Annotated in this window: 24 protein-coding genes and 1 pseudogene; 18 read left to right on the top strand and 7 right to left on the bottom strand. The window is 70.8% G+C overall.

The window, feature by feature from the left end:
* Positions 1-31 precede the first annotated feature (31 nt).
* Positions 32-868: an EamA family transporter gene (locus tag SACE_RS10420; protein WP_009942989.1), complete on the bottom strand. Its 837-nt coding sequence runs from the start codon at positions 866-868 to the stop codon at positions 32-34.
* 315 nt (positions 869-1183) lie between these two features.
* Here SACE_RS10420 and SACE_RS10425 point away from each other — a divergent pair, with 315 nt between their 5' ends.
* Positions 1184-1768, top strand: coding sequence for a helix-turn-helix domain-containing protein (locus SACE_RS10425; protein ID WP_009942988.1), 585 nt, complete (start codon positions 1184-1186; stop codon positions 1766-1768).
* A 20-nt stretch (positions 1769-1788) separates the two neighbouring features.
* Here the strand turns inward: SACE_RS10425 and SACE_RS10430 are convergent, their stop codons facing one another.
* The 3 genes from SACE_RS10430 to SACE_RS10440 all read right to left on the bottom strand — a co-directional run bounded on the left by SACE_RS10430 (position 1789) and on the right by SACE_RS10440 (position 4276).
* Positions 1789-2115: a hypothetical protein gene (locus SACE_RS10430; RefSeq protein ID WP_009942987.1), complete on the bottom strand. Its 327-nt coding sequence runs from the start codon at positions 2113-2115 to the stop codon at positions 1789-1791.
* Positions 2116-2349: 234 nt separating this feature from the next.
* Positions 2350-3525, bottom strand: a complete 1176-nt coding sequence (locus SACE_RS10435; RefSeq protein ID WP_009942986.1) for an MFS transporter — start codon at positions 3523-3525, stop codon at positions 2350-2352.
* A complete protein-coding gene (locus SACE_RS10440; protein WP_009942985.1) occupies positions 3518-4276 on the bottom strand; it encodes a DeoR/GlpR family DNA-binding transcription regulator in 759 nt (252 codons plus the stop codon). The genes SACE_RS10435 and SACE_RS10440 overlap by 8 nt, the downstream gene beginning before the upstream one ends.
* A 149-nt stretch (positions 4277-4425) precedes the next feature.
* Here SACE_RS10440 and SACE_RS10445 point away from each other — a divergent pair, with 149 nt between their 5' ends.
* From SACE_RS10445 to whiA, 6 genes are all read left to right on the top strand, one after another.
* A complete protein-coding gene (locus SACE_RS10445; protein ID WP_009942984.1) occupies positions 4426-5448 on the top strand; it encodes a beta/alpha barrel domain-containing protein in 1023 nt (340 codons plus the stop codon).
* Between the two features lie 232 nt (positions 5449-5680).
* Positions 5681-6760 (top strand): glycoside hydrolase family 172 protein, encoded by a 1080-nt coding sequence (locus tag SACE_RS10450; protein ID WP_011873578.1) that lies wholly within the window; start codon positions 5681-5683, stop codon positions 6758-6760.
* Positions 6761-6938: 178 nt separating this feature from the next.
* Positions 6939-9092, top strand: coding sequence for an excinuclease ABC subunit UvrC (gene uvrC / locus SACE_RS10455; RefSeq protein ID WP_011873579.1), 2154 nt, complete (start codon positions 6939-6941; stop codon positions 9090-9092).
* The gene (rapZ, locus tag SACE_RS10460) at positions 9089-9967 is read left to right on the top strand and encodes an RNase adapter RapZ (RefSeq protein WP_009942981.1); all 879 of its coding nucleotides are present in this window, start codon (positions 9089-9091) and stop codon (positions 9965-9967) included. The genes uvrC and rapZ overlap by 4 nt, the downstream gene beginning before the upstream one ends.
* Positions 9964-10944: a gluconeogenesis factor YvcK family protein gene (locus SACE_RS10465; protein WP_009942980.1), complete on the top strand. Its 981-nt coding sequence runs from the start codon at positions 9964-9966 to the stop codon at positions 10942-10944. The genes rapZ and SACE_RS10465 overlap by 4 nt, the downstream gene beginning before the upstream one ends.
* Positions 10935-11915 carry a DNA-binding protein WhiA gene (gene whiA / locus SACE_RS10470; protein WP_009942979.1) on the top strand — a complete coding sequence of 327 codons (981 nt, stop codon included), beginning with the start codon at positions 10935-10937 and terminating at the stop codon, positions 11913-11915. Before SACE_RS10465 ends, whiA begins: the two co-directional genes overlap by 10 nt.
* Positions 11916-12297: 382 nt before the next feature.
* Here whiA and SACE_RS10475 read toward each other — a convergent pair whose 3' ends face one another.
* Positions 12298-13260: a glycoside hydrolase family 16 protein gene (locus SACE_RS10475; RefSeq protein ID WP_009942978.1), complete on the bottom strand. Its 963-nt coding sequence runs from the start codon at positions 13258-13260 to the stop codon at positions 12298-12300.
* 435 nt (positions 13261-13695) lie between these two features.
* On the opposite strand from SACE_RS10475, the gene gap reads away from it, so the two are divergent.
* The 5 genes from gap to SACE_RS10500 all read left to right on the top strand — a co-directional run bounded on the left by gap (position 13696) and on the right by SACE_RS10500 (position 17454).
* Positions 13696-14706 carry a type I glyceraldehyde-3-phosphate dehydrogenase gene (gap, locus tag SACE_RS10480; RefSeq protein WP_009942977.1) on the top strand — a complete coding sequence of 337 codons (1011 nt, stop codon included), beginning with the start codon at positions 13696-13698 and terminating at the stop codon, positions 14704-14706.
* Positions 14707-14734: 28 nt separating this feature from the next.
* Complete coding sequence (locus SACE_RS10485; protein ID WP_009942976.1) at positions 14735-15937, top strand: phosphoglycerate kinase; 1203 nt, start codon at positions 14735-14737, stop codon at positions 15935-15937.
* A gap of 2 nt (positions 15938-15939) precedes the next feature.
* The gene (gene tpiA / locus SACE_RS10490) at positions 15940-16725 is read left to right on the top strand and encodes a triose-phosphate isomerase (protein ID WP_009942975.1); all 786 of its coding nucleotides are present in this window, start codon (positions 15940-15942) and stop codon (positions 16723-16725) included.
* A 97-nt stretch (positions 16726-16822) separates the two neighbouring features.
* The gene (secG, locus tag SACE_RS10495) at positions 16823-17056 is read left to right on the top strand and encodes a preprotein translocase subunit SecG (protein ID WP_009942974.1); all 234 of its coding nucleotides are present in this window, start codon (positions 16823-16825) and stop codon (positions 17054-17056) included.
* Positions 17057-17112: 56 nt separating this feature from the next.
* The gene (locus SACE_RS10500) at positions 17113-17454 is read left to right on the top strand and encodes an RNA polymerase-binding protein RbpA (protein ID WP_031334125.1); all 342 of its coding nucleotides are present in this window, start codon (positions 17113-17115) and stop codon (positions 17452-17454) included.
* Positions 17455-17587: 133 nt separating this feature from the next.
* Here SACE_RS10500 and SACE_RS10505 read toward each other — a convergent pair whose 3' ends face one another.
* Entirely contained in the window at positions 17588-18499 is a 912-nt protein-coding gene (locus SACE_RS10505) for an amidohydrolase family protein (RefSeq protein ID WP_009942972.1), read from the bottom strand.
* A 154-nt stretch (positions 18500-18653) separates the two neighbouring features.
* On the opposite strand from SACE_RS10505, the gene rraA reads away from it, so the two are divergent.
* The 4 genes from rraA (at position 18654) to SACE_RS10525 (ending at position 21959) form a co-directional block, all read left to right on the top strand.
* Positions 18654-19130 carry a ribonuclease E activity regulator RraA gene (gene rraA / locus SACE_RS10510; protein WP_009942971.1) on the top strand — a complete coding sequence of 159 codons (477 nt, stop codon included), beginning with the start codon at positions 18654-18656 and terminating at the stop codon, positions 19128-19130.
* Between the two features lie 109 nt (positions 19131-19239).
* Complete coding sequence (locus tag SACE_RS10515) at positions 19240-20562, top strand: TrkH family potassium uptake protein (protein WP_011873580.1); 1323 nt, start codon at positions 19240-19242, stop codon at positions 20560-20562.
* Between the two features lie 19 nt (positions 20563-20581).
* On the top strand, positions 20582-21217 hold the full coding sequence (locus SACE_RS10520) for a potassium channel family protein (RefSeq protein ID WP_009942969.1): 636 nt from the start codon (positions 20582-20584) through the stop codon (positions 21215-21217).
* A 280-nt stretch (positions 21218-21497) separates the two neighbouring features.
* Positions 21498-21959 (top strand): pyridoxamine 5'-phosphate oxidase family protein, encoded by a 462-nt coding sequence (locus SACE_RS10525; protein WP_009942968.1) that lies wholly within the window; start codon positions 21498-21500, stop codon positions 21957-21959.
* A 102-nt stretch (positions 21960-22061) separates the two neighbouring features.
* On the opposite strand, the gene SACE_RS10530 is transcribed toward SACE_RS10525, so the two are convergent.
* A complete protein-coding gene (locus SACE_RS10530; protein WP_009942967.1) occupies positions 22062-23276 on the bottom strand; it encodes a glycoside hydrolase family 10-like protein in 1215 nt (404 codons plus the stop codon).
* A 111-nt stretch (positions 23277-23387) separates the two neighbouring features.
* Between SACE_RS10530 and SACE_RS39085 the strand changes: the two genes are divergently transcribed.
* Together SACE_RS39085 and SACE_RS10535 are read left to right on the top strand one after the other, a co-directional pair.
* Complete coding sequence (locus SACE_RS39085; protein WP_231849968.1) at positions 23388-23777, top strand: helix-turn-helix domain-containing protein; 390 nt, start codon at positions 23388-23390, stop codon at positions 23775-23777.
* Positions 23732-24530: pseudogene (locus SACE_RS10535) on the top strand (RNA-guided endonuclease InsQ/TnpB family protein); the annotation flags it as partial. The gene SACE_RS39085 and the pseudogene SACE_RS10535, both read left to right, overlap by 46 nt.
* Positions 24531-24699 lie beyond the last annotated feature (169 nt).

Consider the following 24699-nt stretch of genomic DNA (forward strand, 5'->3'; position numbering starts at 1 on the left):
GCTGTTCTCCTTGGTCGGGGTAGGGGCTTGCTCAGGTCACGGCGAGGAGGCTGACGGCGACGGCGGCGGTGCCCAGGCCGACGAGCTGGCCGCGGTGGATGCGTTCGGCGAGCACGCCGCGGGCGAGCAGGACCGTGCCGGCCGGGTACAGGGCGACGATCACGGCGACGACGGTGAGGTCCCCGCCGCGGGCGGCGAGCAGGAACAGCAGGTTCGCCACGGAGTCCAGGGCGCCGGCCGCCGCCGACATCGCGTACGCGGGCCGCTCCGAGCCCAGCCTGCGCCGCATCAGCCCCGCCGCGGCGAGGCTGATCGCCGAGGAGACAGCCCGGCCCACGATCAGCGGAGCCACTCCGCTGTCGGCCGGGGCCTGGTGCAGGCAGATCAACTGCAGGGCGATGGCGGTGCCCGCACCGAAGGCCAGCAGCAGCGCGGAGGATGACGGGCGCGTCGAGCCCGCGCCGTGTCCGGCGCTGACCAGCACCACCGCCACCAGCGCGAGCGGCAGCCCCACAAGTCCGGCGGCCGCGAGGTGCTCGCCCTGCAGCAGACCCGCGGCCACGGGCAGCGCGGCGGACACCAGCGCGGTCACGGGCGACAGCACGTTCATCGGGCCGATCGCCAGGGTCCGGTAGAGCAGGGCGAACGCGGCCGCCGAGGCGACACCCGACGCGGCACCCCAGCCGAGGACCGCGGCGTTGAACGAGGCGCCGAGCAACGGCCACAGCAGCAGCTCGACCGCGAGGCTCGCCGGGGCCGCGATCATCACGGTGCGCAGCACGTGAGCCCTGCGGGCTCCGAGGCCGCCGAGGAAGTCGGCGCACCCGTAGGCGAGCGAGCTGCCCAGGGCCAGCAGCAGAGCGATCACGGCACATCCCTAAAGGAATTGTTCAGAGGTGGTTTGCGTAGCGGTGTGGGTGGCGGAACCTCAGAAACCTTCTCGCTCCGGGAGCGCCGACATCATGAATGCCCGATTCACACGTCGGCGCTGTCCTCGCGAGAAGGGCTTCTGAGAACCCGCGGCGGCGCCGGCTGAGTCCCGCACCGCAAGCGGCTCACGCCGCTTGTAGAACATCCCTTAACATTCATTCGAACGACCAGACCGTACAACATAACGACCGAGCCGAGTTAACCAACCGACCGAGCGGTTCATCGCAATGGTCCACTGTGAGGATGTGATCAGGTGGCCGAGACAGCCGCAGCCCTGCGGACCGTCGCGCACAACGTCCGGGCGGCCCGCGTCCGCGCCGGTCTGTCGCTGGAGGAGCTCGGCAGGCGCGCCCAGGTCAGCAAGGGTGCCCTGGTGGCGCTGGAGAACGCTCAGGGCAACCCCAACCTGGCCACCCTGGTCCGGCTGGCCGACACCCTCGGCGTCTCGGTGTCCGCGCTGATGCAGGGGCCGCCCGAAGGTCGCGTCCGCGTGGTGGCCGCCGACGCCGTGGCGCCGCTGTGGACCGGAGAGCGGGGCGGCGAGGCCCGGCTCGTGCTGACGACCTCGGGCTCGGCCCCGGTCGAGGTCTGGCGCTGGCGGCTCGAGCCGGACGAGGAGTACCCCAGCCACCCGCACCAGGCCGGAGTCGTGGAAACCGTCAGCGTCACCTCCGGCCGGATGGTCCTGGTCGTCGACGGCGTCGAGCGCGTCGTCGAAGCGGGGCAGACCGCCACCTTCGACGGCGACGCCCCGCACGCCTACCGCGGCTCGGGTACCGAGACCTGCCACCTGATCATGACCGTCCACCTGCCGCCCGGCCCTGCCTCCACCGCCTGATCGCGGAGGCGGGCCGGCCGTCAGGACTGGTCCTTGCGTGCGGGCGCGTCGTGGCGGGGCCGCACGGCTTCGGCGGGTATCCACGCCGTGTGCCGGACGCCCTCGGAGTCGTCGCCGCGGCGGATGCGGTACTGCACTTCGGCGATCCACGTCCCGGTGGTGGTGCGCCGCCAGGCCAGCAGGTCGCCCGGGACGACCGCCTGCACGTCCCACCCCTCGGGGAACGGGCGGGCGCGCTCCGGCCGCGGGTACAGGCGGGCGAGGTCGACCCACACCGGCCGCGGTGGCCGGAGCCGGCGGTCGTCGCCGGACCGGGAGAGCGGGCCCGGCTGGACGAAGTCGAACACGAGTTCTAGTATGAGGTGTGCGTGCTCCGGATGCACGCACCGGTTGATCCGGGTAGGGGAAGTGCCCGGGCCGACCAGACGCCCCGGTCACCCCGGCTCGGAGGCGTCTTCGCAGCCGGGCCCACACCTCTTCTGAGGTGCTATGACTCGAGGGCTGGCGTCGCAGAGGCGAGCGGCCCGGCAGCCGGGATCCAGGCTGCGGGGTGCACGATGGCCGCCTCGGCCCGAGCCGCCTCAGCCCGCCCGGCGCGGCCGGACCGCGGGTGCGGACAGCGCCACCAGCAGCGCCAGCACGGCGGGGATGGCCAGTCCGACCGCCAGGCCGAAACCCTGCGCCACCAGTCCGATGAACACCGGACCCGCCATCAGGCCGCCGTAGCTGAGGGTGCTCACCTGGGCGAGGTCGCGGGCGCGGCGCTGCGGGTCGCGGTTGCCCGCCGCGCTGAACACCTGCGGCACGATGCAGGACAGCCCGACGCCGAACAGGCCGAAGCCGATGATCGCGGCGACCGGGTGGTGCAGCAGCAGCGCCGTCCCGAGTCCGATCCCGGCGACCAGACCGCAGCAGCGCACCAGCACGACCGGCCCGAACAGCGTGGACATCCGGTCGCCGAGGAACCGGAACACCGCCATCGTCACCGAGAAGACCGCGTAGCCGATGGGCGCGACCGCCGCGCTGGTGTGCAGCGTGTCGTGCAGGTACAGCGGTGACCAGTCGGCCACCGACCCCTCGCCGACCGAGCAGAAGAAGCCCAGCGCGCCCAGGAAGAGGATCGCCGCGGGCACACCCCGGCTCGTGCTCGGCTTCTCCTGCGGCGGGTGCTCCTCCGCGGGGAGCAGGGCCCGGCCGGTCACCGCCGCCAGCACGGTGACCGCGATGCCGACGACCAGGAAGTTTGTCGCGGCGGTGAGCTGGAAGTGCGCGGCGAGGGCGCCGAGCCCGGCACCGAGCAGACCTCCGACGCTGAACATGCCGTGGAACGACCCCATGATCGGCCGCCCGTAGTGGCGCTGGACCTCGACGGCGTGCGCGTTCATGGTCACGTCAACGGTGCCGTGCCACACGCCGAGCAGCAGCAGCCCGGCCAGGAGCGTTGGAGCGTTCCACGCGAGGCCGAGCACGGCCGTGGTCAGTCCGAGCAGCACCCCGGCGGGCACCATGACCCGCGCGCTGCCGAAGCGGTCGGCGAGCCTGCCCACGAACTGCATCGCCAGCACGGTCCCGGCCGCGAGTGCGAACAGCGCGATCGTGATCTGGGCGTCGTCCAGCCGCAGGTCGCCCTTGACCGCGGGGATTCGCGCGGTCCAGGTGGCCAGGGTCAGGCCCGTGAGCACGAAGTAGGTCGTGCACGCCCACCGGGCGCGCTGCTCGGCGCGGACGGGACGGGCGGCGGCGAGCGTCTCAGACAACCCGCACCACCACTCCCGACGCCTCCAGTTCGGCGATCGAGTCGGCGGGTGCGGAGCGGTCGGTGATCACCACGTCCAGCGCGGTGACGTCGCAGACGTGCCCCAGACCGGTGCGGCCGAACTTCGTGCCGTCGCACACGGCGATGGTGCGCCGCGCCGAGGCGATCGCCGCCTGCTTGACCGGCACCTCGGCGAGGTCGTGCGCGGTGAGGCCGTGCCGCACCGACAGACCGCAGACACCGATCACCGCGGTGTCGGTGCGCAGCGCACGCAGCGACGTCTCGGTCAGGTGCCCGACGAACGACAGCTCGCCGGGCTGGGTCTGCCCGCCCGGCATCAGCAGCCGGACCCCCGGTCCGGTGCTGAGCGCGTTGGTCGAGTGCAGGTCGAGCGGGATCACGGTGAGGCGCCGGTGCGCCAGGACCCTGGCCAGCTCCAGCGTCGTGGTGCCGCTGTCGAGCACCACCGACTCGCCGTCGGTGAGCAGGTCGCCCGCCTCGGCGGCGATGCGGCGCTTGGCCTCGGCCGACTCCCGCTCGCGCACGGCGAAGGGCGTCGCCTCGCCGCGCAGCAGCAGGCTGACCGCGCCGCCGCGCACGCGGCGCAGCACGCCCTGCTCGGCGAGCAGGTCGAGGTCGCGCCGGATGGTCATCTCCGAGCTGGCGGTCTCCTCGGCGAGCTCGGCCACGGTGACCCGTTCCGCCGCCCGCAGGCGTTCGATGATCGCGCGTGAGCGCTCCGCTGCTTCCACGAGTGCATTCGAACGCACTTCGTGTTCGAAAGTCAATCCATCGAACAGGACATGTGTGCGGATGGCGCCTGTGAGGCACCGCGCGGCGTGGGGGACAATGGGACGCGACGACGCACGGTGCCGGTCGTCGGCGCAGGCAGGAGGAGATCGTGAGCGTGGCCCCAGAGCGCAACCTACGGCTGGTCCGGGACGAACCCCTCGCACCCGCCGTCCGGCTCGGCGACATCCACCTGCGCAACCGCCTGGTGACCTCGTCCAGCCTGCTCGGCTACGGGGTCGCCAACGCCAAGCTCATCCCCTACGGCATGAGCCCGATCTCGCAGTTCGTGCCCCTGGAGCGCTTCGGCGCGGTCACCACCCGGACGCTGACCGTCGAGCCGCGCGAGGGCCACTTCACCACCCGCGACCAGTGGCCGCTGCACGAGCTGCCCGCGCTGCTCAAGCGCTACGGGCAGGCGCTGCGGCAGGTGGACGGCGGCTGGCTCAACGCCTTCGGCTGGTGCAACGTCGGGCTCGACGCCTACCTGCGCGACTACTACCCGCGCACCCGCGGGCAGAACACGATCATCTCCGTCGGCGGTTTCTCGGCCGAGGAGTTCGTGACGCTGATCGACAAGATCAACGACGCGGTGCCCGCAGGCGACATCGCGGCCGTGGAGTTCAACGTCTCCTGCCACAACGTCAACTTCGACTTCAACGCCATCATCGAGTCGGTGCTGGCCGAGGCCGTGCCGCGCAGCGCGCACCCGGTCATCCTCAAGCTGTCGCCGGACTACGACTACCTGGCCCACGCCCGGCTCGCCGCCAAGCACGGCGTCTCCGCGCTGACCGCCATCAACACGGTGAAGGGCCTGCGGCTGGACCCCGAGACAGGTCAGCCCCTGCTGAAGAACCGCTTCGGCGGGCTCTCCGGGCGCGCGATCAAGCCGATCGGCCTGCGGGTGGTGGCCGAGCTGCGCGACGCGGGGGTGAAGCTGCCGATCATCGCCACCGGCGGCATCCGCACCTTCGACGACTGCCGCGAGTACTTCTGGGCCGGCGCCGACGCGGTCAGCCTCGGCAGCGCGACCTGGTTCGCCAGCTACCCCGGCTACGCGCTCTCGCCGCTCTACGCCGCGCGCGTGCGAAACCTGCTGCGCCGCATCGAGAGCTACCAACCGCCGACCCGCTGACGGGCGGCTCCAGTCGCCCTGCGTGATCAGCCGCGGCGCGCGCGTGCTGCTTCCTGCCTTCATTCGAGGGATTCGCGCATTCGAGGGATTCGCGGATCTCGGACCCGGATTCGGGAGAATCCGGGCGTCGCGAGTCGTTCTCCGATTACCTTGTGATCATCGGCACATGCCGCTCGCGCAAGCGATTGCCGACGGCACGACGATCGGGCACAACGACTGGGGAGGGACGGCGATGTCCGGGTACGGATCGTTCGGGAGCAGCCTGCGGGACCTGCCGAGGTTGCGGCGCAGCAGGCGGGGCAGGGTGTCGAGCTGGGACACCAGCGGCGGCAACGACGACCGGATCCGGCTCCAGCCGGGGCAGACCCGCGAGCTGGCCGACATCCGCGGGCCGGGCGTGATCACCCACATCTGGTGCACCGTGGCCGTCGAGCACGCCGGTCAGCCCGAGGAGGTGGAGGCCGACTACCTGCGCAGGCTGGTGCTGCGGATCACCTGGGACGACTCGGCGCACCCCAGCGTGCTGGTGCCGCTGGGCGACTTCTTCGGCATGGGCCACGGCCGCACCGGCAACTTCGTCTCCGCGCCGCTGCAGATGAGCCCGCAGGACGGCAAGGGCTTCAACTGCTGGTTCGCCATGCCCTTCGCGTCCGGGGCGCGCTTCGAGCTGGTCAGCGAGATGAGCGTCAAACCGGTCGTCTTCTACTACTACATCGACTTCGAGCAGCACGACGAGGCCGATCCCGAGGTGGGCTACTTCCACGCGCAGTGGCGCAGGGAGAACCCCACCGACGGCATCGAGCAGGGCGACCAGACCAACGACGAGTACCTCTTCGGCGGCACCAACCGCGACGGCGCGGGCAACTACGTGCTGCTGGAAGCCGAGGGCCGGGGCCACTACGTGGGCTGCGTGCTCAACGTCCACAACCTCCGCGAGACCAGCGACTGGAACTGGTACGGGGAGGGCGACGACATGATCTTCATCGACGGCGAGCCGTGGCCGCCGCGCCTGCACGGGACCGGGACCGAGGACTACTTGAACACCGCCTGGTGCCCGTCGCAGGCCTACCACGCGCCCTACCACGGGCTGACCATGCCGGGAGGCCCGAACTGGAGCGGCCAGGTGTCCTACTACCGCTTCCACGTCGAGGACCCCGTGGTGTTCGAGCGCTCGATCCGGGTCACCATCGAGCACGGGCACGCCAACAAGCTCAACAACGACGTCTCGTCGACCGCGTACTGGTACCAGACGCTGCCGTCGCTGCCGTTCGGGCTGGCCCCGGTGGACCAGCGGCTGCCGCGTCCGCTGTGATCCGGCCCGTCTGATCACCCCCGTCCGCCCCATCTGATCAGTGGTGCCAAGGCGGGGTGGACGGGTGTCCGCGCCTTTCTTCGGGGCACCGGGCGGGTCCGGCGGGGTCGTGGCCGGACCCGCCCGGTGCCGCCCGGCTCATGACCGGGCGTGTCGGTCGCGCACGTAGGGTGGAGGCGTGGCCGATCCGTCCACCTACAGACCAGCTCCCGGGACGATCCCGGACGCCCCCGGCGTGTACCGCTTCCACGACGCCGAGGGGCGGGTGATCTACGTCGGCAAGGCGAAGAGCCTGCGCAGCAGGCTGTCGTCGTACTTCGCCGACCTCTCCGGACTGCACCCCCGCACCCGGCAGATGGTGACCACCGCCACCGGTGTGCGCTGGACCGTCGTCGGCACCGAGGTCGAGGCGCTGCAGCTCGAGTACTCGTGGATCAAGGAGTACGACCCCCGGTTCAACGTCCGCTACCGCGACGACAAGTCCTACCCGGTGCTCGCGGTCACCCTGCACGAGGACTTCCCGCGGCTCTACGTCACCCGCGGCCCCCGGCGAAAGGGCGTCCGCTACTTCGGCCCCTACGCCCACGCGTGGGCGATCCGCGAGACGCTCGACATGCTGCTGCGGGTGTTCCCGGCGCGGACCTGCTCGGCCGGGGTGTTCAAGCGGCACTCCCAGATCGGCAGGCCGTGCCTGCTCGGCTACATCGGCAAGTGCTCCGCGCCGTGCGTCGGGCGGGTCGACGCCGACGAGCACCGCCGCATCGTCGAGGACTTCTGCGACTTCTTCGCCGGCCGCACCGACACCCTGATCCGCAAGCTGGACCGGGAGATGCGCCAGGCGTCCGAGGAGCTGGAGTTCGAGCGCGCCGCCCGGTTGCGCGACGACCTGGAGGCGCTGCGCCGGGCGATGGAGAAGCAGGCCGTCGTGCTCGGCGACGGCACCGACGCCGACGTGATCGCCTTCGCCGACGACGAGCTCGCCGCCGCGGTGCAGGTCTTCCACATCCGCGGCGGCCGGGTGCGGGGCCAGCGCGGCTGGGTCATCGACAAGGTCGAGGAGACCGGCACCGCCGCCCTCGCCGAGCGCTTCCTCACCCAGTTCTACGGCGAGCAGGCGGCGCTGGCCGAGCAGGCCGACGCGGGCGGCACCCCGGTGCCCCGCGAGGTGCTGGTGCCGGAGCTGCCGCCGGAGTGCGAGGCGATCACCGAGTGGCTGAGCGGGTTGCGCGGGGGCCGCGTCGCCGTCCGGGTCCCGCAGCGCGGGGACAAGCGCGCGCTGATGGAGACCGTGGAGCGCAACGCCAAGGAGGCGTTCACCCAGTACAAGCTGCGCAGGGCGGGTGACCTGACCGCGCGCTCGGCCGCGCTGCAGGAGCTGCAGGACGCGCTCGGGCTCGACACGGCACCGCTGCGCATCGAGTGCATCGACGTCAGCCACGTGCAGGGCACCGACGTGGTGGCCTCGCTGGTGGTGTTCGAGGACGGCGTCCCGCGCAAGTCCGAGTACCGCCGGTTCGCGGTCCGCGAAGGCGCCGAGGGCGGCGACGTCGGGTCCATCGCCGAGGTCGTGCGCCGCCGCTTCGCCCGCTACCTCAAGGAGACCGCCCCGCCGCAGGAGGGCGGCAACGGCTCCGCGGGCGCCACCGCCGCCGTCGAGAACGGCTCGACGGATACCGTCGCCGCCAACGGCTCGGTGGGTACCGCCGCCGGGAACGGCTCGGCGCATACCGCCGCCGGGAACGGCCTGGCGGACACCGCCGCCGGGGAGCCCGAGGCCGACGTCGCCGTCACCCCGCAGGAAGCCGAGCGCACCGGCATCGACCCCGAGACCGGCCGGCCCCGCAAGTTCGCCTACCCGCCCAACCTGCTGGTGATCGACGGTGGCGCCCCGCAGGCCAACGCCGCGGCCGACGCGCTCACCGAGCTCGGCATCACCGACGTGGCCGTGATCGGCATCGCCAAGCGGCTGGAGGAGGTGTGGCTGCCCGACGAGGCGGAGCCGGTGATCCTGCCGCGCACCAGCGAGGCGCTCTACCTGCTGCAACGGGTGCGCGACGCCGCCCACGACTTCGCGATCCGCTACCACCGGCAGAAGCGGTCCAAGCGCATGAAATCCTCCACATTGGACTCGATACCGGGTCTGGGAGAGGCCCGCCGCACCGCGCTGCTCAAGCACTTCGGCTCGCTGCGAAGGCTTCGGCAGGCGACCGTGGAGGAGATCAGCGCGGTGCCCGGGTTCGGGCAGCGCACCGCCGAGACCGTCCATGCGGCTCTGGCGGCAGGAGGGGGAACCGGCGAGAGCCGGGACAACGCTGAAGGGGAGAGTCAGTGAGCGAGGAGCAGACCGGCATCGAGGTCGCGGTCGTCAGCGGCCTGTCCGGTGCCGGCCGCAGCACCGCGGCCAAGTGCCTGGAGGACCTGGGCTGGTTCGTGGTGGACAACCTGCCACCGGAACTGATCGCGACCATGGTGGAGCTGGGGGCCCGCTCCAGCGGGGCGATCACCAGGGTCGCCGTGGTGATGGACGTGCGCAGCCGCGCGTTCACCGAGGACCTCGGCTCGGTGATCAAGGACCTCGACGCCCGCGGCTACAAGCCGAAGGTGCTGTTCCTGGAGGCCACCGACGAGGTGCTGATCCGCCGCTTCGAGCAGGTGCGGCGCGGGCACCCGCTGCAGGGCGAGGGCAGGCTCGCCGACGGCATCGCCGCCGAGCGCTCCCTGCTGTCGCGGCTGCGCTCGGAGGCAGACCTGGTGCTCGACACCACCGCGCTGTCGGTGCACCAGCTGCGCGCCAAGATCGAGGACGCCTTCGGCACCGAGGCCAGCACCCGCACCCGGGTGACGGTGCTGTCGTTCGGCTACAAGTACGGCCTGCCGATGGACGCCGACCTGGTGATGGACTGCCGGTTCCTGCCCAACCCGTTCTGGATCCCCGAGCTGCGCGAGTTCAACGGCCTCGACGAGGAGGTCCGCAACTACGTGCTCGGCCAGGAGGGCGCCGAGGAGTTCCTGGTCAACTACCAGCAGCTGCTGCGGCTGGTCGGCGCCGGCTACCACCGCGAGGGCAAGCGCTACCTGACGCTGGCGCTGGGCTGCACCGGCGGCAAGCACCGCAGCGTCGCGCTGGTCGAGGAGCTGGCCAGACGGCTCGCCGACGACGAAGGGATGATGGTCAAGACCGTCCACCGGGACCTGGGACGCGAGTGAGCACCGGAGACGACGGCACCGTGCGAGCGGTGGCGCTGGGCGGCGGTCACGGCCTGCAGGCGACGCTTTCGGCGCTGCGGCGGATCACCTCGGAGGTGACCGCCGTGGTCACCGTCGCCGACGACGGCGGCTCCTCCGGCAGGCTTCGGCGCGAGCTGGGCCTGCTGCCACCCGGCGACCTGCGCAAGGCCCTGGCCGCGCTGTCCGACACCGACCGCCGGGTGTGGTCGGAGGTCTTCGAGCACCGCTTCGGCGGCAACGGCGCGCTGGCCGGCCACTCGGTCGGCAACCTGGTGCTCGCGGGCCTGCTGGAGGTCCTCGGCGACCCCGTCGCGGTGCTCGACCAGGCGTGCGAGCTGCTGGGCGTGCGCGGCCGGGTGCTGCCGATGTCGAGCACCCCGCTGGACATGGAGGGCGACGTCGTCGGGCTCGACTCGGACCCCGCCGCCATTCGCACGATCCGGGGACAAGTCGCATTGGCAAGTACGCCCGGTCGGGTGAAGCAGGTGCGGCTCTACTCCAGCAACGGGGAACGGGGTGAACCCAAGGCCTGCCCGCAGGCCGTCCAGGCGGTGCTGGAAGCCGATGTTGTGCTGCTAGGACCCGGTTCCTGGTTCACCAGCGTGCTGCCGCACCTGCTCGTCCCGGAGCTGCACGAGGCGCTGGTGAACACCTCCGCGCGGCGGGTCGTGGTGCTCAACCTTGTCCCGCAACCGGGCGAGACGGCGGGATTCTCACCCGAACAGCACCTCGACGTACTCTCGCAGCACGCACCCGCGCTGCGGGTGGACGCGGTGCTGGCCGACGCCGACTCGGTGCCGACCCCGGACCGGCTCCGCGCCGCCGCGGCAGGTCTGGGTGCGCAGACATTGCTTGATCGGGTCGCCCTGCCCGGCATGCCGGGACGGCACGATCCCGAGGCGCTGGCGGCGAGCCTGACGGCCGCGCTGGAGAGGAGGACGGACCGGTGGCGATGACCTCGGCGGTCAAGGACGAGCTGAGCAGGCTGTCGGTGACCAAGACCTGTTGCCGGCGATCTGAGGTGTCGTCGCTGCTGCGCTTCGCGGGCGGCCTGCACATCGTCGCGGGCCGGGTGGTGGTGGAGGCCGAGCTGGACAGCGGGTCCTCGGCGCGCCGGCTGCGCAAGGAGATCCACGAGCTGTTCGGCCACCAGTCCGACGTGCACGTGATCACCTCCGGTGGTCTGCGCAAGGGCACCCGCTACGTGGTGCGCGTGGTCAAGGACGGCGAAGGGCTGGCCCGCCAGACCGGGCTGCTCGACCCGCGCGGCCGTCCGGTGCGGGGCCTGCCCGCGCACGTGGTCTCCGGCGGCGCCTGCGACTCCGAGTCGGCGTGGCGCGGCGCCTTCCTGGCGCACGGCTCGCTGACCGAACCAGGCCGGTCCTCCTCGCTGGAGGTCACCTGCCCCGGGCCGGAGGCCGCGCTGGCCCTGGTCGGGGCCGCTCGCAGGCTGGGCATCCAGGCGAAGTCCCGCGAGGTGCGCGGGGCGGACCGGGTCGTGGTCCGCGACGGCGACGCCATCGGCGCCCTGCTCACCCGCCTCGGCGCGCACTCCAGCGTGCTGGCGTGGGAGGAGCGGCGGATGCGCCGCGAGGTCCGCGCCACGGCCAACCGGCTGGCCAACTTCGACGACGCGAACCTGCGGCGCTCGGCGCGCGCGGCGGTCGCCGCGGCGGCCAGGGTGGAGCGGGCGCTGGAGCTGCTCGGACCCACGGCGCCGGACCACCTGCTGGTCGCGGGCAAGCTGCGCCTCTCGCACCGCCAGGCGTCGCTGGAGGAGCTCGGCCAGCTCGCCGAGCCCCCGATGACCAAGGACGCCGTGGCAGGCCGCATCCGCCGCCTCCTTGCCATGGCCGACAAGCGCGCCCGCGAACTCGGCCTCCCCGACACCGAATCCGCCGTAACGGCGGAGATGTTGGAGGCGTGACGCTCCGCGTCACGAGGCCGCCCTAACGGCATCCGTGCGAAGCACGGATGAGTCAGGGTCCGAAGCGCCTTGCGTTCAAGTGCCGGAGGTTCCCACCCAAGCCGGGGACGTCATCCTCCGGCCGAAAGCCCGGCCCCGCCCCGCTGTCGGGCATCAGGGCCTTTCCGTCGGCCATCCACCGCTTCCCGCCCGCAAGACGAAACCGCAGTAGCCCGGAGCCGCACCGCTCCGGGCTACTGCGCATTCGACGGCTTGCCAATCCGCCCTGCAGGCCGCGAGACCCGGCACGACTCGCCTCGCCGGCCGCGCCGCGGCACCGGCGGTAGAGCCTGTCGGATCGTGACTCATCCCCGCTTCGCGCGGATGGCGCTCACGCGCCCTTCTACGCGCCTCGCGCGTAGACAGCCACGTAGTCCACGACCATCGGATGTCCGGGTTCGGTCGCCGCGGTCGGGGTGGCGTGTCCGGCCACGCCGTCGGGGAAGGCGCCGCCCATCGCGACGTTGAGGAGCAGGAAGTAGCCCTCGTGCGAGGTCATGTTCTGCCACGCCGTCGGGCTCACCTGCGACTCCGACACCGAGTGGTACTGCTGGCCGTCGACGTACCAGCGCAGCTGCTCCTGCGCGCCGGAGCGGTCCCATTCGAAGCGGAACGTGTGGAAGTCCTGCTGGCACGGCTGTCCCGGGCACTCCCGGCTCCCGCCGAGCCCGTTGTTCTCGTTGCACGAGCCGCCGGGTGCGACGTCGCAGTGCAGGACGCCGTGGACGTTGTTCTGCCCGTTGACGTTCTCCATGACGTCGAACTCGCCGATTCCCGGCCAGTTCCAGTAGTTCCCGCGGTAGGGCGCCCCGAGCGCCCAGAACGCGGGCCAGTAGCCCAGCGCGGCCTCACCGGTGACGTCGGGCATCCTGATCCGCGCTTCGAGCCGCATGACGCCGCCCTCGGCCGCCTTGAAGTCCGCGCGCCGGGTCTCGATGCGGGCCGAGGTCCAGCCGCCCGACCCGTCGCGCAGCGGCGTGATCCGCAGGTTGCCCTGGCCGTCGTGGCTGAGGTTGGCGGGATCGCCGGTGTAGTTCTGGATCTCCCCGGTGCCCCAGTTCGCCGGACCGCCGGGGTAGGAGTGCCCGGTGTCGACGATCCACTCGCCGGAAGGCCCGGAACCCGCCGGGCCGGTGAAGTCGTCGCCGAAGGCCAGCGTCCAGCCCGGCTCCGGCGGCGGGACGTCGGCCTGCGCCGGGACGGTGGCCAGCCCGGTGAGGGTGAGGCCGAGGGCGAGCGACAGGCCGGCGACGCGTCGGCGGCGGTGCGGGGTTCGCGCGGTGCGGGGCAGTGGGGGTCGGGGCATCAGGGTTCGCCTTCCTTCCGGACACCGGTCGTTGGGCCCCAGTGGGGCCGTGACTCATCCGCGCTCCGCGCGGATGGCGCCAGGGCGCCCTCATGACGCTGCGCGTCATGTGCCGCCAGGGCGCCCTCGTGGCGCGGAGCGCCGTGCGGGACCGGTGCAGAGACGTCGGTCACGGGTATATGAGAGCGCTCTCACGCATTCCGATCAACCGGCGAACGCACCCAATCCCGGTGCACCGGAAGGGGGAGCGCGCGCGGGTGGCGGGAGGCCGCCGGGACCCGTTGCCATCCCGCACCGTGGACACCACCAACCCCCTGCGCGACCTGCGTCGCCCGCCCGGTTGAGACCCGGAGCAGGACCGATAGGGTTGCCGGTGAGACACAAACCGCTCGCCCGCCGCGCAGCCGGCCGGGTCAGTCACGAGGAGAGATCGGCGTGACCGTTCGCGTAGGTATCAACGGCTTCGGTCGTATTGGGCGGAACTTCTGGCGGGCAGCCACCGCCAGCGAACACGACATCGAGATCGTGGCCGCCAACGACCTGGGCGATGTCGCGACCATGGCCCACCTGCTGAAGTACGACAGCATCCTCGGTCGGGTCGACCAGGAGGTGAAGGTCACCGGTGAGGGCATCGAGGTGGGCGGCAAGCTCATCAAGATCCTCGCCGAGCGCGACCCGGGCAAGCTGCCGTGGGGCGAGCTGGGTGTCGACGTCGTCGTGGAGTCCACCGGCTTCTTCACCAACGCCGCCGACGCGCGCAAGCACGTCGACGAGGGCGGGGCAAAGAAGGTCATCATCTCCGCCCCGGCCAAGGGCGAGGACCTGACCGTCGTGCTGGGCGTCAACGACGACCTCTACGACGGTTCGCAGACCATCATCTCCAACGCCTCCTGCACCACCAACTGCCTCGCGCCGATCGCCAAGGTGCTGCACGACAGCTTCGGCATCGAGCACGGCCTGATGACCACGGTGCACGCCTACACCGCGGACCAGAACCTGCAGGACGGCCCGCACAAGGACCTGCGCCGCGCCCGCGCCGCCGCGCTGAACGTCGTGCCGACCGGCACCGGTGCGGCCAAGGCCATCGGCCTGGTGCTGCCCGAGCTCAACGGCAAGCTGGACGGCTACGCGCTGCGCGTCCCGGTCCCGACCGGCTCGGTCACCGACCTCACCGCGACCGTCGGCAGGAAGACCTCGGTCGAGGAGGTCAACGAGGCGTTCAAGGCCGCCGCCGCGGAGGGCAGGCTCAAGGGCGTCCTGCGCTACAACGAGGACCCGATCGTCTCCAGCGACATCGTGACCGACCCGGCCTCGTCGATCTACGACTCGCCGCTGACCAAGGTCATCGACAACCAGGTCAAGGTCGTCTCCTGGTACGACAACGAGTGGGGCTACTCCAACCGCCTGGCCGACCTGGCCGCGCTGGTCGGCAAGAAGCTGGCCTGAACCCGAAGTCCCACTGCAGGAGCAGACCGTGAAGAACCTTGACGATCTGCTGTCCGAAGGCGTCCGGGGTCGGCGCGTGCTCGTGCGCGCCGACCTCAACGTGCCGCTGGACGGCGACAGGATCACCGACGACGGCCGGGTGCGGGCGTCGTTGCCGACGATCGAGAAGCTGACCGGCGCGGGCGCGCGGGTCGTGGTCACCGCCCACCTCGGGCGTCCCAAGGGCGAGCCGGACCCGAAGTTCTCGCTGGCCCCGGTCGCCGCCAGGCTCGGCGAGCTGCTCGGCGCCGACGTCGCCCTCGCCGGTGACGTGGTCGGCGAGTCGGCGAAGTCGGCGGTGGCGGCCCAGGCCGACGGTTCGGTGGTGCTGCTGGAGAACGTCCGCTTCGACGCCCGCGAGACCAGCAAGGACGACGCCGAGCGCGGTGCGCTGGCCGACGAGCTGGCCGCGCTGGTCGGTGACGGCGCCGCCTTCGTCTCCGACGGTTTCGGCGTGGTGCACCGCAAGCAGGCATCGGTCTACGACATCGCCAAGCGGGTGCCGGGCTACGCCGGCGGACTGGTGCTGTCGGAGGTCGAGGTGCTCCGCACGCTCACCGGCGACCCGCGGCGCCCGTACGCGGTGGTGCTGGGCGGCTCGAAGGTCTCCGACAAGCTGGGCGTGATCCAGGCGCTGCTGCCCAAGGTCGACAAGCTGCTGATCGGCGGCGGCATGGCCTACACGTTCCTGGCCGCCCAGGGCCACAGCGTGGGCAAGTCGCTGCTGCAGCAGGACCAGGTCGAGTCCACCTGCAAGCTGCTGGAGGAGCACGGCGACAAGCTCGTGCTGCCGGTGGACGTCGTGGTCGCCGACCGCTTCGCCGCCGACGCCGAGTCCCGCGTGGTCGACGCCGACGCGATCCCGGCCGACTGGATGGGCCTGGACATCGGCCCGCGCAGCGTGGAGCTGTTCGCGGGCATCCTGGCCGGCTCCAGGACGGTGTTCTGGAACGGCCCGGCCGGTGTCTTCGAGTTCCCCGCGTTCGCCGAGGGGACCCGCGGCATCGCGCAGGCCATCGTGGACTCCGGGTCGTTCAGCGTCGTCGGCGGCGGCGACTCGGCCGCCGCGGTGCGCAGCCTCGGCCTGCCCGAGGACGGCTTCTCCCACATCTCCACCGGTGGCGGTGCCTCCCTGGAGTACCTGGAGGGCAAGGAGCTCCCCGGTGTCTCGGTGCTCGAGGAGGGACGCTGAGCATGGCCAGGCAACCGCTGATCGCGGGCAACTGGAAGATGAACCTCAACCACCTCGAGGCCATCGCCCTGGTGCAGAAGATCGCCTTCTCCCTGCCGGAGAAGTACTTCGCCAAGGTCGAGGTGGCGGTGATCCCGCCGTTCACCGACATCCGCAGCGTGCAGACGCTGATCGACGGCGACAAGCTCCTGCTCAAGCACGGCGCGCAGGACGTCTCCGAGCACGAGTCCGGTGCCTACACCGGTGAGGTGTCCGGCCCGATGCTGGCCAAGCTCGGCTGCAGCTACGTCGTCGTCGGCCACTCCGAACGCCGCGAGCACCACGCCGAGACCGACGAGGTCGTCAACCGCAAGGTGCGCGCGGTGCTCAAGCACGGGATGTCGCCGATCCTCTGCGTCGGCGAGCCGCTGGAGGTGCGCGAGGCCGGCGGGCACGTCGAGCACAGCACCACCCAGCTCATCAACGCGCTCAAGGGGCTGAAAACCGAGCAGATTCGCCAGGTCGTGGTGGCTTACGAGCCGGTGTGGGCGATCGGGACCGGTAAGGTCGCGACCGCGGCGGACGCGCAGGAGGTGTGCGCGGCGCTGCGGACCGCCCTGGCGGACAAGTACGGCAAGGAGATCGCCGACGAGGTCCGGGTCCTCTACGGGGGCTCGGTGAAGTCCAGCAACATCGGCGAGCTCATCGGCCAGAACGACGTCGACGGCGCTCTGGTCGGCGGGGCCAGCCTCAACGGCGACGAGTTCACCAAGCTCAGCGCCATGGCCGCGGGCGGACCCCTGCCGTGACTCGGTGAGTGCCGGGCCGCTTGAGGCGGACGGCGGTCCACTGGCTGAGAGCGGCCCGGTACTCTAGGTTGCGAACCGCTGTGCGAACGAGGACGTGATGGACCTTTTCCTGAAGATCATGCTGATCGTGACGAGTGTGCTGCTGGTGCTGCTGGTGCTGCTGCACCGGGCCAAGGGCGGCGGGCTCTCCTCGCTTTTCGGCGGCGGTATGCAGTCCAGCCTGGCCGGTTCCAGCGTCGCGGAGAAGAACCTCGACCGGATGACGCTCTTCGTCATCGCGTTGTGGATCATCGCCATCGTCGGCGTCGGCCTGCTGATCAAGATCGGTTGACCGGCTGCACCCCGGGTGCAGCGGGCGACCCCGGGCCGCTTGGTGGGTGAGGATGGATGACTGGTGGTAACGCCATTCGCGGCACGCGCGTGGGGGCGGGTCCGATGGGCGAGTCGGAGCGGGGTGAGTCGGCGCCGCGCAAGCGGGTGGACTACTGGTGCGCCAACGGCCACCACACCCGGCCGTCGTTCGCCCTGGACGCCGACGTGCCGGAGCAGTGGGATTGCCCGCGTTGCGGTCTCCCGGCGGGACAGGACGAGCAGAACCCGCCGGAAGCGCGGCGCAACGAGCCTTACAAGAGTCATCTGGCCTACGTGAAGGAACGCCGCAGTGACTCCGACGGCATGGCCATCCTCGAGGAGGCGCTGTCCAAGCTGAAGGAGCGCAAGGGCCGCTGAGTGACGCCGGAACCGGGCGGGTGGGGATCTCCCCACCCGCCCGGTTCTGCTTTTGCGGGCGGCCGCGCCCGGGTGGCGGGTCGGCCCAGCGGCAGTGCTTCCCGCGACTGTCACGGTTCCGCGCGGTCGGCTGTCACGGTGCGCCGTACCAGCGCTGCGCGGTGCCGTGACCGAGCATCTGGCGCTCGGCGTCGGAATGGTGGGTGAAGATCTCGCCGTAGGCGTCGAACAGCGGGCGGAAGCCCGAGCGCAGCCGTTCGATCGGCAGGTCGGAGCCGAGCATGCACCGGCCCGCACCGAAGATCTCCACGGCCGCGAGCAGCCAGCGGCGCACGCCGTCGGTGGTCCAGTCGCCGAAGACGGTGCCGAGCGCGTCGATCCGCGTCGCGACGTTGGGCTCCGCCGCCAGGGCGTCGAGCCGCTCGGTGTGCTGCTGGAAGCCTGCGTCGGTCAGGTCGGTCGGCCAGCCGAAGTGGTCGATGACGACGCGCAGGTCCGGCAACTCGCGGGCGATCCGGGCGGCCAGGTGCAGTTGCCTGCTCTCGGCCTCGATCGTGGCGACCAGGCCGTGCCGGGCGAGCAGGGCGAGGTTGTCCATGGTCCGCGGGTCGTCCAGCGGAGACCCGGTCGCCGAGCCGCCGGGAGTCAGGGCTTCGACGAACCGGACGCGCACGCTGCGTACCAGCGGTATGCGTCGCACGCGTTCCACCAGACCCGCGAAGTCCGACGAGGCCGGGTCGCCGAGGGTCACCAGCCCGGTCACCTCGCCGCTGCCGTCGTCCTGCCGCTGCACCCATTCGGCCGCGGCGACCGGATCGGCCGCACCCGGATCGGACCACACGATGCCGCGCACGCCGCAGCCCTCGGTCTCGGTGCGGTAGTCCGCGAGCAGGTAGGTGTCGGGCAGCGACTCGTAGTCGCCCAGCAGGGCCTTGGCCGCGGTGCGGTCGGTCAGCCAGAACACCGGGTTCACGTGCTGGTCCCACAGGTGCACGTTGGAGTCGACGAGGGGTTCGAGCGTCGACACCTTGCCGGTGGCTCCCATCGCCCGACGATAGAGCGGGGCGCCCCCTCGCGCCGCGCGTGCGCACTGTTCGCGGGGGCTGGAACCCGGTGTGGCGTTGCTCGCGACCGCGATTCCGGTACCGGGCGGAGCCGATACGCTCACGCCACTTCTGGAGACGTCGCGTGGAGGAACCATGGATCTGTCGACCGCTGACCTCGCCGACCGGGAAGGCCCGTCGGTTCGCAGCTGCGACGTGCAGCTCCGCAACTACGGGGGCCGCGCGGTGTTCTCCGGCCGGATCCGCACGGTGCGCTGCTTCCAGGACAACGCGCTGCTCAAGCAGGTGCTCTCCGGGCCCGGCGAGGGCGACGTGCTGGTCGTCGACGGTGGCGGCTCGGTGCACACGGCGCTGATCGGGGACCTGATCGCCGAGCTCGGCCGTTCCAACGGCTGGAGCGGCGTCGTGGTGCACGGCGCGGTGCGCGACTCGGCCGTGCTGGCCGGGATGGAGTTCGGTGTGAAGGCGCTGGGCACCAACCCGCGCAAGAGCACCAAGACCGGCGAGGGCGTGCTCGACGAGGTGGTGTCCTTCGGCGGCGTCGACTTCGTGCCGGGCGAACACCTGGTCAGCGACACCGACGGCATCGTCGTCGTGGCCTCCGCGGACTGAGCACGCCGCGGGCTGGTCTGCGAGGCTGTCGGGAAGAACCGATCGACAGCGGGGCGCGCAGGTTGTGAACGACAGGGCCCGGTCCGGGCGGTCTGCGAAGCTCACCGCCGTGCGCAGGCGCCCGGCGGTGCTGATCGTCGGCGGCTTCGGCGCGTTGACCGGTACGGGCACGGCGCTGCTGATGTTGCCCGGCGCCGCCGCGGGCGATGAGTCGGCCGATTTCATGACGGCTCTGTTCACCTCGGTCTCGGCGGTGTGCGTCACGGGGCTCTACGTCGTCGACACCCCGATGTACTGGTCGGTGTTCGGCCAGGTGGTCGTCCTGTGCCTGATGCAGCTCGGCGGGCTGGGCATCATGACGATGGCCTCGGTGCTGAGCCTGCTGGTGCTGCGCCGCTTCGGGCTGCGTATGCAGTTGACCGCGCAGGCCGAGACCAAGACGCTCGGGCTGGGCGAGGTGCGCCGGGTGCTGGGCCTGATCGTGCTGGTCACCGCGCTGTTCGAGTCCGTCGTCATGCTCGCGCTGACCGCACGGCTGTTCGCGGGCTATGACCGGCCGCTGGGCCGCGCGGCCTACGAAGGCGCGTTCTACGCGGTCTCGGCGTTCAACAACGGCGGTTTCGTGCTCCACTCCGACAACATGATGGGGTTCGTCGCCGACCCGTGGTTCTGCCTGCCGATCATCTTCGCCGTCATCGCCGGCGGCCTGGGGTTCCCCGTCCTGCTCGAGCTCGGCCGCCGCCTGCGCGTGCCGAGGCGGTGGAGCCTGCACACCAAGATCACCGTCGCGGGCACCGCGGTGCTGCTGGTCTGCGGCTGCGGGGCGATCACGGTCGCCGAGTGGACCAATCCCGCCACGCTCGGTCCGCTGAGCCCGCAGACCAAGCTGCTGGCGGGGTTCTTCGCCGCCGTGATGCCGCGCAGCGCGGGTTTCAACACCGTCGACATCGGCAGCATGTACCCGGCGACCCTGCTCGTGCAGGACGTGCTGATGTTCATCGGCGGCGGCAGCGCGGGCACCGCGGGCGGCATCAAGATCACCACCTTCGCGCTGCTGGCGTTCGTCATCCACGCCGAGATCCGCGGGGAGCCCACCGTGCACGTGATGGGCCGCAGGCTGCCCGAAGGAGTGCAGCGGCAGGCGCTGACGATCGCCCTGCTGGGCGTCGCACTGGTCATGACGTGCACGCTGGTCCTGCTGGTCATCACGCCCTTCGGGCTCGACCAGGTGCTGTTCGAGGTGGTCTCGGCGTTCGCCACGGTCGGCCTCTCCACCGGCATCACCCCGGATATCGGGGTGGCCGGGCAGGCGCTGCTGGTGGCGCTGATGTTCATCGGGCGGCTCGGTCCCATCACGCTGGCCTCCGCGCTGGCGTTGCGGGAACGCCCCCGCCGCTACGAGCTACCAGAGGAGCGACCGATCGTTGGCTAGGAACGAAACGAGTCAGATCGTGGTGATCGGGCTGGGCCGGTTCGGCAGCTCGCTGGCCGGAGAACTGGTGAGCCGCGGGTCGGAGGTGCTGGCCATCGACTCCAGGCCGGACGTGGTGCAGCGGCACGCCGACGAGCTCACCCACACCGCGGTCGCCGACACCACCGACCCCGAGAGCCTGCGCCAGCTGGGCGTGCCGCAGTTCCGGCGCGCCGTGGTGGCGATCGGCACCGACCTGGAGGCCAGCATCCTGACCACCTCGCTGCTGGCCGACTTCGGCATCCCGCACATCTGGGCCAAGGCCACCAGCAGGCAGCACGGCCGCATCCTCGAACGGGTCGGCGCGCACCACGTCGTGCTGCCCGAGCACGACATGGGCGAGCGCGTGGCGCACCTGGTGACCGGCAGGATGCTCGACTACATCGAGATCGAGGAGGACTTCGCGCTGGTCAAGACGCTCACGCCGGACGAGGCGGTGGACCGGGCCTTGGGTGAGAGCAGGCTGCGCTCCAAGTACGGCGTCACCGTGGTCGGCGTGAAGCGACCGGGGGAGGAGTTCACCTACGCCACGGCCGACACCGTCGTGCGCAAGGGCGACATCCTCATCGTGGCCGGGCAGAAGGACCAGGTGGAGGAGTTCGCAGACATCACCTGAGAGTTTGTTGAACTCGTCTTGCGTGGCGGTTCCGGTGGCGGCCCCTTTGGCTCCAAGATCTTTTTTCACGCATCAGCCATGCGCCGCGAAAAAGCTGTCCTCGCCAGAGGACGCCTGAGAACCCGCGGCGGTGCCGGTTGCGAGGGTGGGCCAAGCGGCTGACACCGCTTGCAAAGATGAAAGTCAGGCTCTGACACCCCGTGGCCGTGCCTGCCGGCCGGGTGACGGGCGGCGGTGTGCTTTGATCGGCCCGACGGCTCGTGGATGGGAGGAACCGGGCGTGGTGGAGCAGAAGCGCGGTCGGCGGATCGCCATGTCCCCTGGCGAACTGGACGCTTTCCTGGCCTCGGAGCGGACCTGCCGGGTCGGGACCAGCGGGCACTCGGGACCGCACGTCACACCGCTGTGGTTCGTCTGGAACACCGGGTCGCTGTGGCTCTACTCGCTGACCCGCAGCCAGCGGTGGGCCGACATCGCCCGCGACCCGCGGGTGGCGGTGCTGGTCGACGCCGGCGTGGACTACCACGAGCTGCGGGGCGCGGAGCTGGTCGGCGACGCCGAGGTGGTCGGCGAGGTGCCCAGGACCGGGGAAGCGGAACCGGCACTGGAGGTGCCCGAGCGACTGTTCGCGCGCAAGTACTTCGACTCCGAGGAGTTCGTCCACGACCAGCGGCACGCGTGGCTGCGGATCACCCCGGAAACCGTGCGGAGCTGGGACTTCCGCAAGCTCGCCGCGCACTGACGACGTGACCGCAGGTTGGACTCGACTTTCGCGTGCGGGGCCTGGACGTGACTTCCGCGAGCGGGGCCGGCGACCGCGCACCGCGGCCACCGGCCCCGGGCGTCACGGCGCCTTGACGTCGCCGTAGTGGTCGGCGACCACCTTGGCGTAGGCGTCCTTGGCGTTGCCGGTCAGGGACTTGGCGCTGAAGTACACGTCGCCCTTGACCTCGGGGTGGTCGCGGTTGAGCGTCAGGTGCGCCGACAGCTCGCCCGGGTCGGTCCAGCCCTCGCTGCCGACCTTGTAGGCACCCTGTCCGATGTAGAGCCCGACGTCGGTGCCCGCAACCGTCTTCGCCCACCACGGCACCAGCACCGCGTAGTCGGCGGCGGAGTGCCCGATCTGCCAGTAGATCTGCGGGGTGATGTAGTCGACCCATCCCTCCTTGACCCACTTGCGGCTGTCGGCGTAGATGGCCGAATAGGACTCCAGCCCCTTGGTGTCGGAGCCGTCGGGGTCGCTGGAGGCGTTGCGCCAGATGCCGAACGGGCTGATCCCGAACAGTGCGTCCGGCTTGGCCGCGTGGATGCGCTGGTCCAGTTCGGACACCAGCAGGTCGACGTTGTTGCGCCGCCAGTCCTCGATGTCGTCGAAGCTGCCGCCGTGCTGCCGGAACGTCTCCTCGTCGGGGATCTTCTGGCCGGAGGCGGGGTAGGGGTAGAAGTAGTCGTCGAGGTGCACGCCGTCCACGTCGTAGTTCTCGACGGCGTGCATGATGGCGTCCTCGACGAACGCGCGCGCCTCGGGAACTCCGGGGTTGTAGTACAGCTTGCCGTTGTAGGCGAAGACCCAGTCCGGGTGCTTGCGCGCGGGGTGCTCGGGTACGAGGGCGTTCGGGTCGGCCTGCATGCTCACCCGGTACGGGTTGAACCAGGCGTGGAACTGCAACCCCCGCTTGTGGGCCTCGGCGACCATGAACGCCAGCGGGTCGTAGCCGGGGTCCTCGCCCTGCTCGCCGGTCAGCCAGTGCGACCACGGCTCGTGCGGCGACGGCCAGAAGGCGTCGGCGGTCGGGCGCACCTGCACGAACACCGCGTTGAGCTTGTCGGCCACGGCCTGGTCGAGCAGCCTGGTGTACTCGGCGCGCTGGGCCTCGGCGCTCAGGCCGGGTTTGCTCGGCCAGTCGATGTTGGACACCGAGGAGATCCACTCCCCGCGCATCTCGGTGGTCGGACCGGCCGGTGCCGTCGCGCCCGCGACGGCGACCAGACCGGGCAGCAACGCGGCGGAGGCGATCGCCGCGCCCAGGAACGTCCTGCGGGACGGGTGGGAGGTCATCGAACTCCAATCGGCGGAGACCCCGGCTTCAGCCGTGGGGAGGAAGCCGATCCCAGTGCCCTTCGGTTACCCACTGATCAGCTTCGCATACTGCAGGTTAGCGTGCGAGACATGGCCAGGACACGGGTGAAACGGGCATACAAGTACCGTTTCTACCCCACCGAACAGCAGCAACAGGAGTTGTTGCGCACGTTCGGCTGCATCCGGCTCGTCTACAACAATGCCCTCCAAGCACGCACCGAGGCGTGGCACCGCGAGCAGCGACGGGTGAGCTACGCCGAAACCTCCGCGCTACTGACTGCCTGGAAGAAGACCGGCGATCTGTCGTTCCTCAGCGAGGTGCCGTCGGTTCCTCTCCAGCAGACGTTGCGGCACCTTCAGGGCGCGTTCGCGGCGTTTTCGACAAACGCGCGAAGTATCCAAGGTTCAAGTCCCGCAAGAAGTCTCGCCAGTCGGCCGAGTACACCAAGTCGGCGTTCAAGTGGCGGGATGGCCTGCTGACGTTGGCGAAGGTGCCTGAGCCGTTGAACATCGTGTGGTCCCGGCCGCTGCCGGAGGGCGCGGAGCCGTCCACGGTCACGGTTTCCCGCGACGCGGCTGGGCGCTGGTTCGTGTCGATCCTCGTCGAAACCCACGTTGAACACCTGCCCACGACCGGCAATGCGGTTGGTGTTGATGCGGGGATCGAGTCGCTGGTGACGCTGTCGACCGGAGAGAAGGTCAACAATCCCCGTCACGAACGCCGAGATCGGGCCCGGCTCGCTCGTGCCCAGCGGGAACTGGCCCGTAAGGAAAAAGGATCGAACCACCGGGCCAAGGCCCGTAGGAAGGTGGCCCGCGTGCATGCGCGGATCACCGACCGACGGCGGGACTACCTGCACAAGCTGACGACTCGACTCGTCCGTGAGAACCAAACGGTCGTGATCGAAGACCTGCAAGTCCGGAACATGCTGCGCAACGGCAGCCTGGCACGTGCGATCTCTGATGCGTCGTGGTCGGAGTTTCGCACCATGTTGGAGTACAAGGCCGACTGGTACGGACGTGAGGTGATCGCGGTCGACCAGTGGTTCCCCTCCAGCAAAACCTGCTCGGTGCGGTCGCCTCGCTGGATCGATGCCGCTTCAGGTGCGGTCATGGACCTGCACCGGATGCGGCTCGACCCATGACCGGGACGTCAACGCAGCGAAGAACATCGAGGCCGCCGGGCTGGCGGTGTCTGCCTGTGGAGACGGTGTAAGACCCGCCCAGCGATAGCCGGAACGGCAACCGTCTACGAAGCAGGAAACCCGACCCGCGAGGGTTGGAATTCCCCGCCTTCAGGCGTGGGAAGGAAGTCAACGAGACTCGCCTTCGAATCAAATCAACCAGCCTCCCTGGGGAGCGAAATCCAGCCTCCCCGGAGAGCGAAAAGCGGGCCCGCCGC

Source organism: Saccharopolyspora erythraea NRRL 2338, from assembly GCF_000062885.1.
GTDB classification, from domain to species: Bacteria; Actinomycetota; Actinomycetes; order Mycobacteriales; family Pseudonocardiaceae; genus Saccharopolyspora_D; species Saccharopolyspora_D erythraea.

Coding starts and splice junctions, on each gene's coding strand:
- SACE_RS10505 (WP_009942972.1), bottom strand. CDS start 18,499: ATGGGAGCCACCGGCAAGGTGTCGACGCTCGAACCCCTCGTCGACTCC.
- SACE_RS10500 (WP_031334125.1), top strand. CDS start 17,113: ATGACTGGTGGTAACGCCATTCGCGGCACGCGCGTGGGGGCGGGTCCG.
- SACE_RS10530 (WP_009942967.1), bottom strand. CDS start 23,276: ATGACCTCCCACCCGTCCCGCAGGACGTTCCTGGGCGCGGCGATCGCC.
- SACE_RS39085 (WP_231849968.1), top strand. CDS start 23,388: ATGGCCAGGACACGGGTGAAACGGGCATACAAGTACCGTTTCTACCCC.
- SACE_RS10475 (WP_009942978.1), bottom strand. CDS start 13,260: ATGCCCCGACCCCCACTGCCCCGCACCGCGCGAACCCCGCACCGCCGC.
- secG (WP_009942974.1), top strand. CDS start 16,823: ATGGACCTTTTCCTGAAGATCATGCTGATCGTGACGAGTGTGCTGCTG.
- SACE_RS10450 (WP_011873578.1), top strand. CDS start 5,681: ATGTCCGGGTACGGATCGTTCGGGAGCAGCCTGCGGGACCTGCCGAGG.
- rraA (WP_009942971.1), top strand. CDS start 18,654: ATGGATCTGTCGACCGCTGACCTCGCCGACCGGGAAGGCCCGTCGGTT.
- tpiA (WP_009942975.1), top strand. CDS start 15,940: ATGGCCAGGCAACCGCTGATCGCGGGCAACTGGAAGATGAACCTCAAC.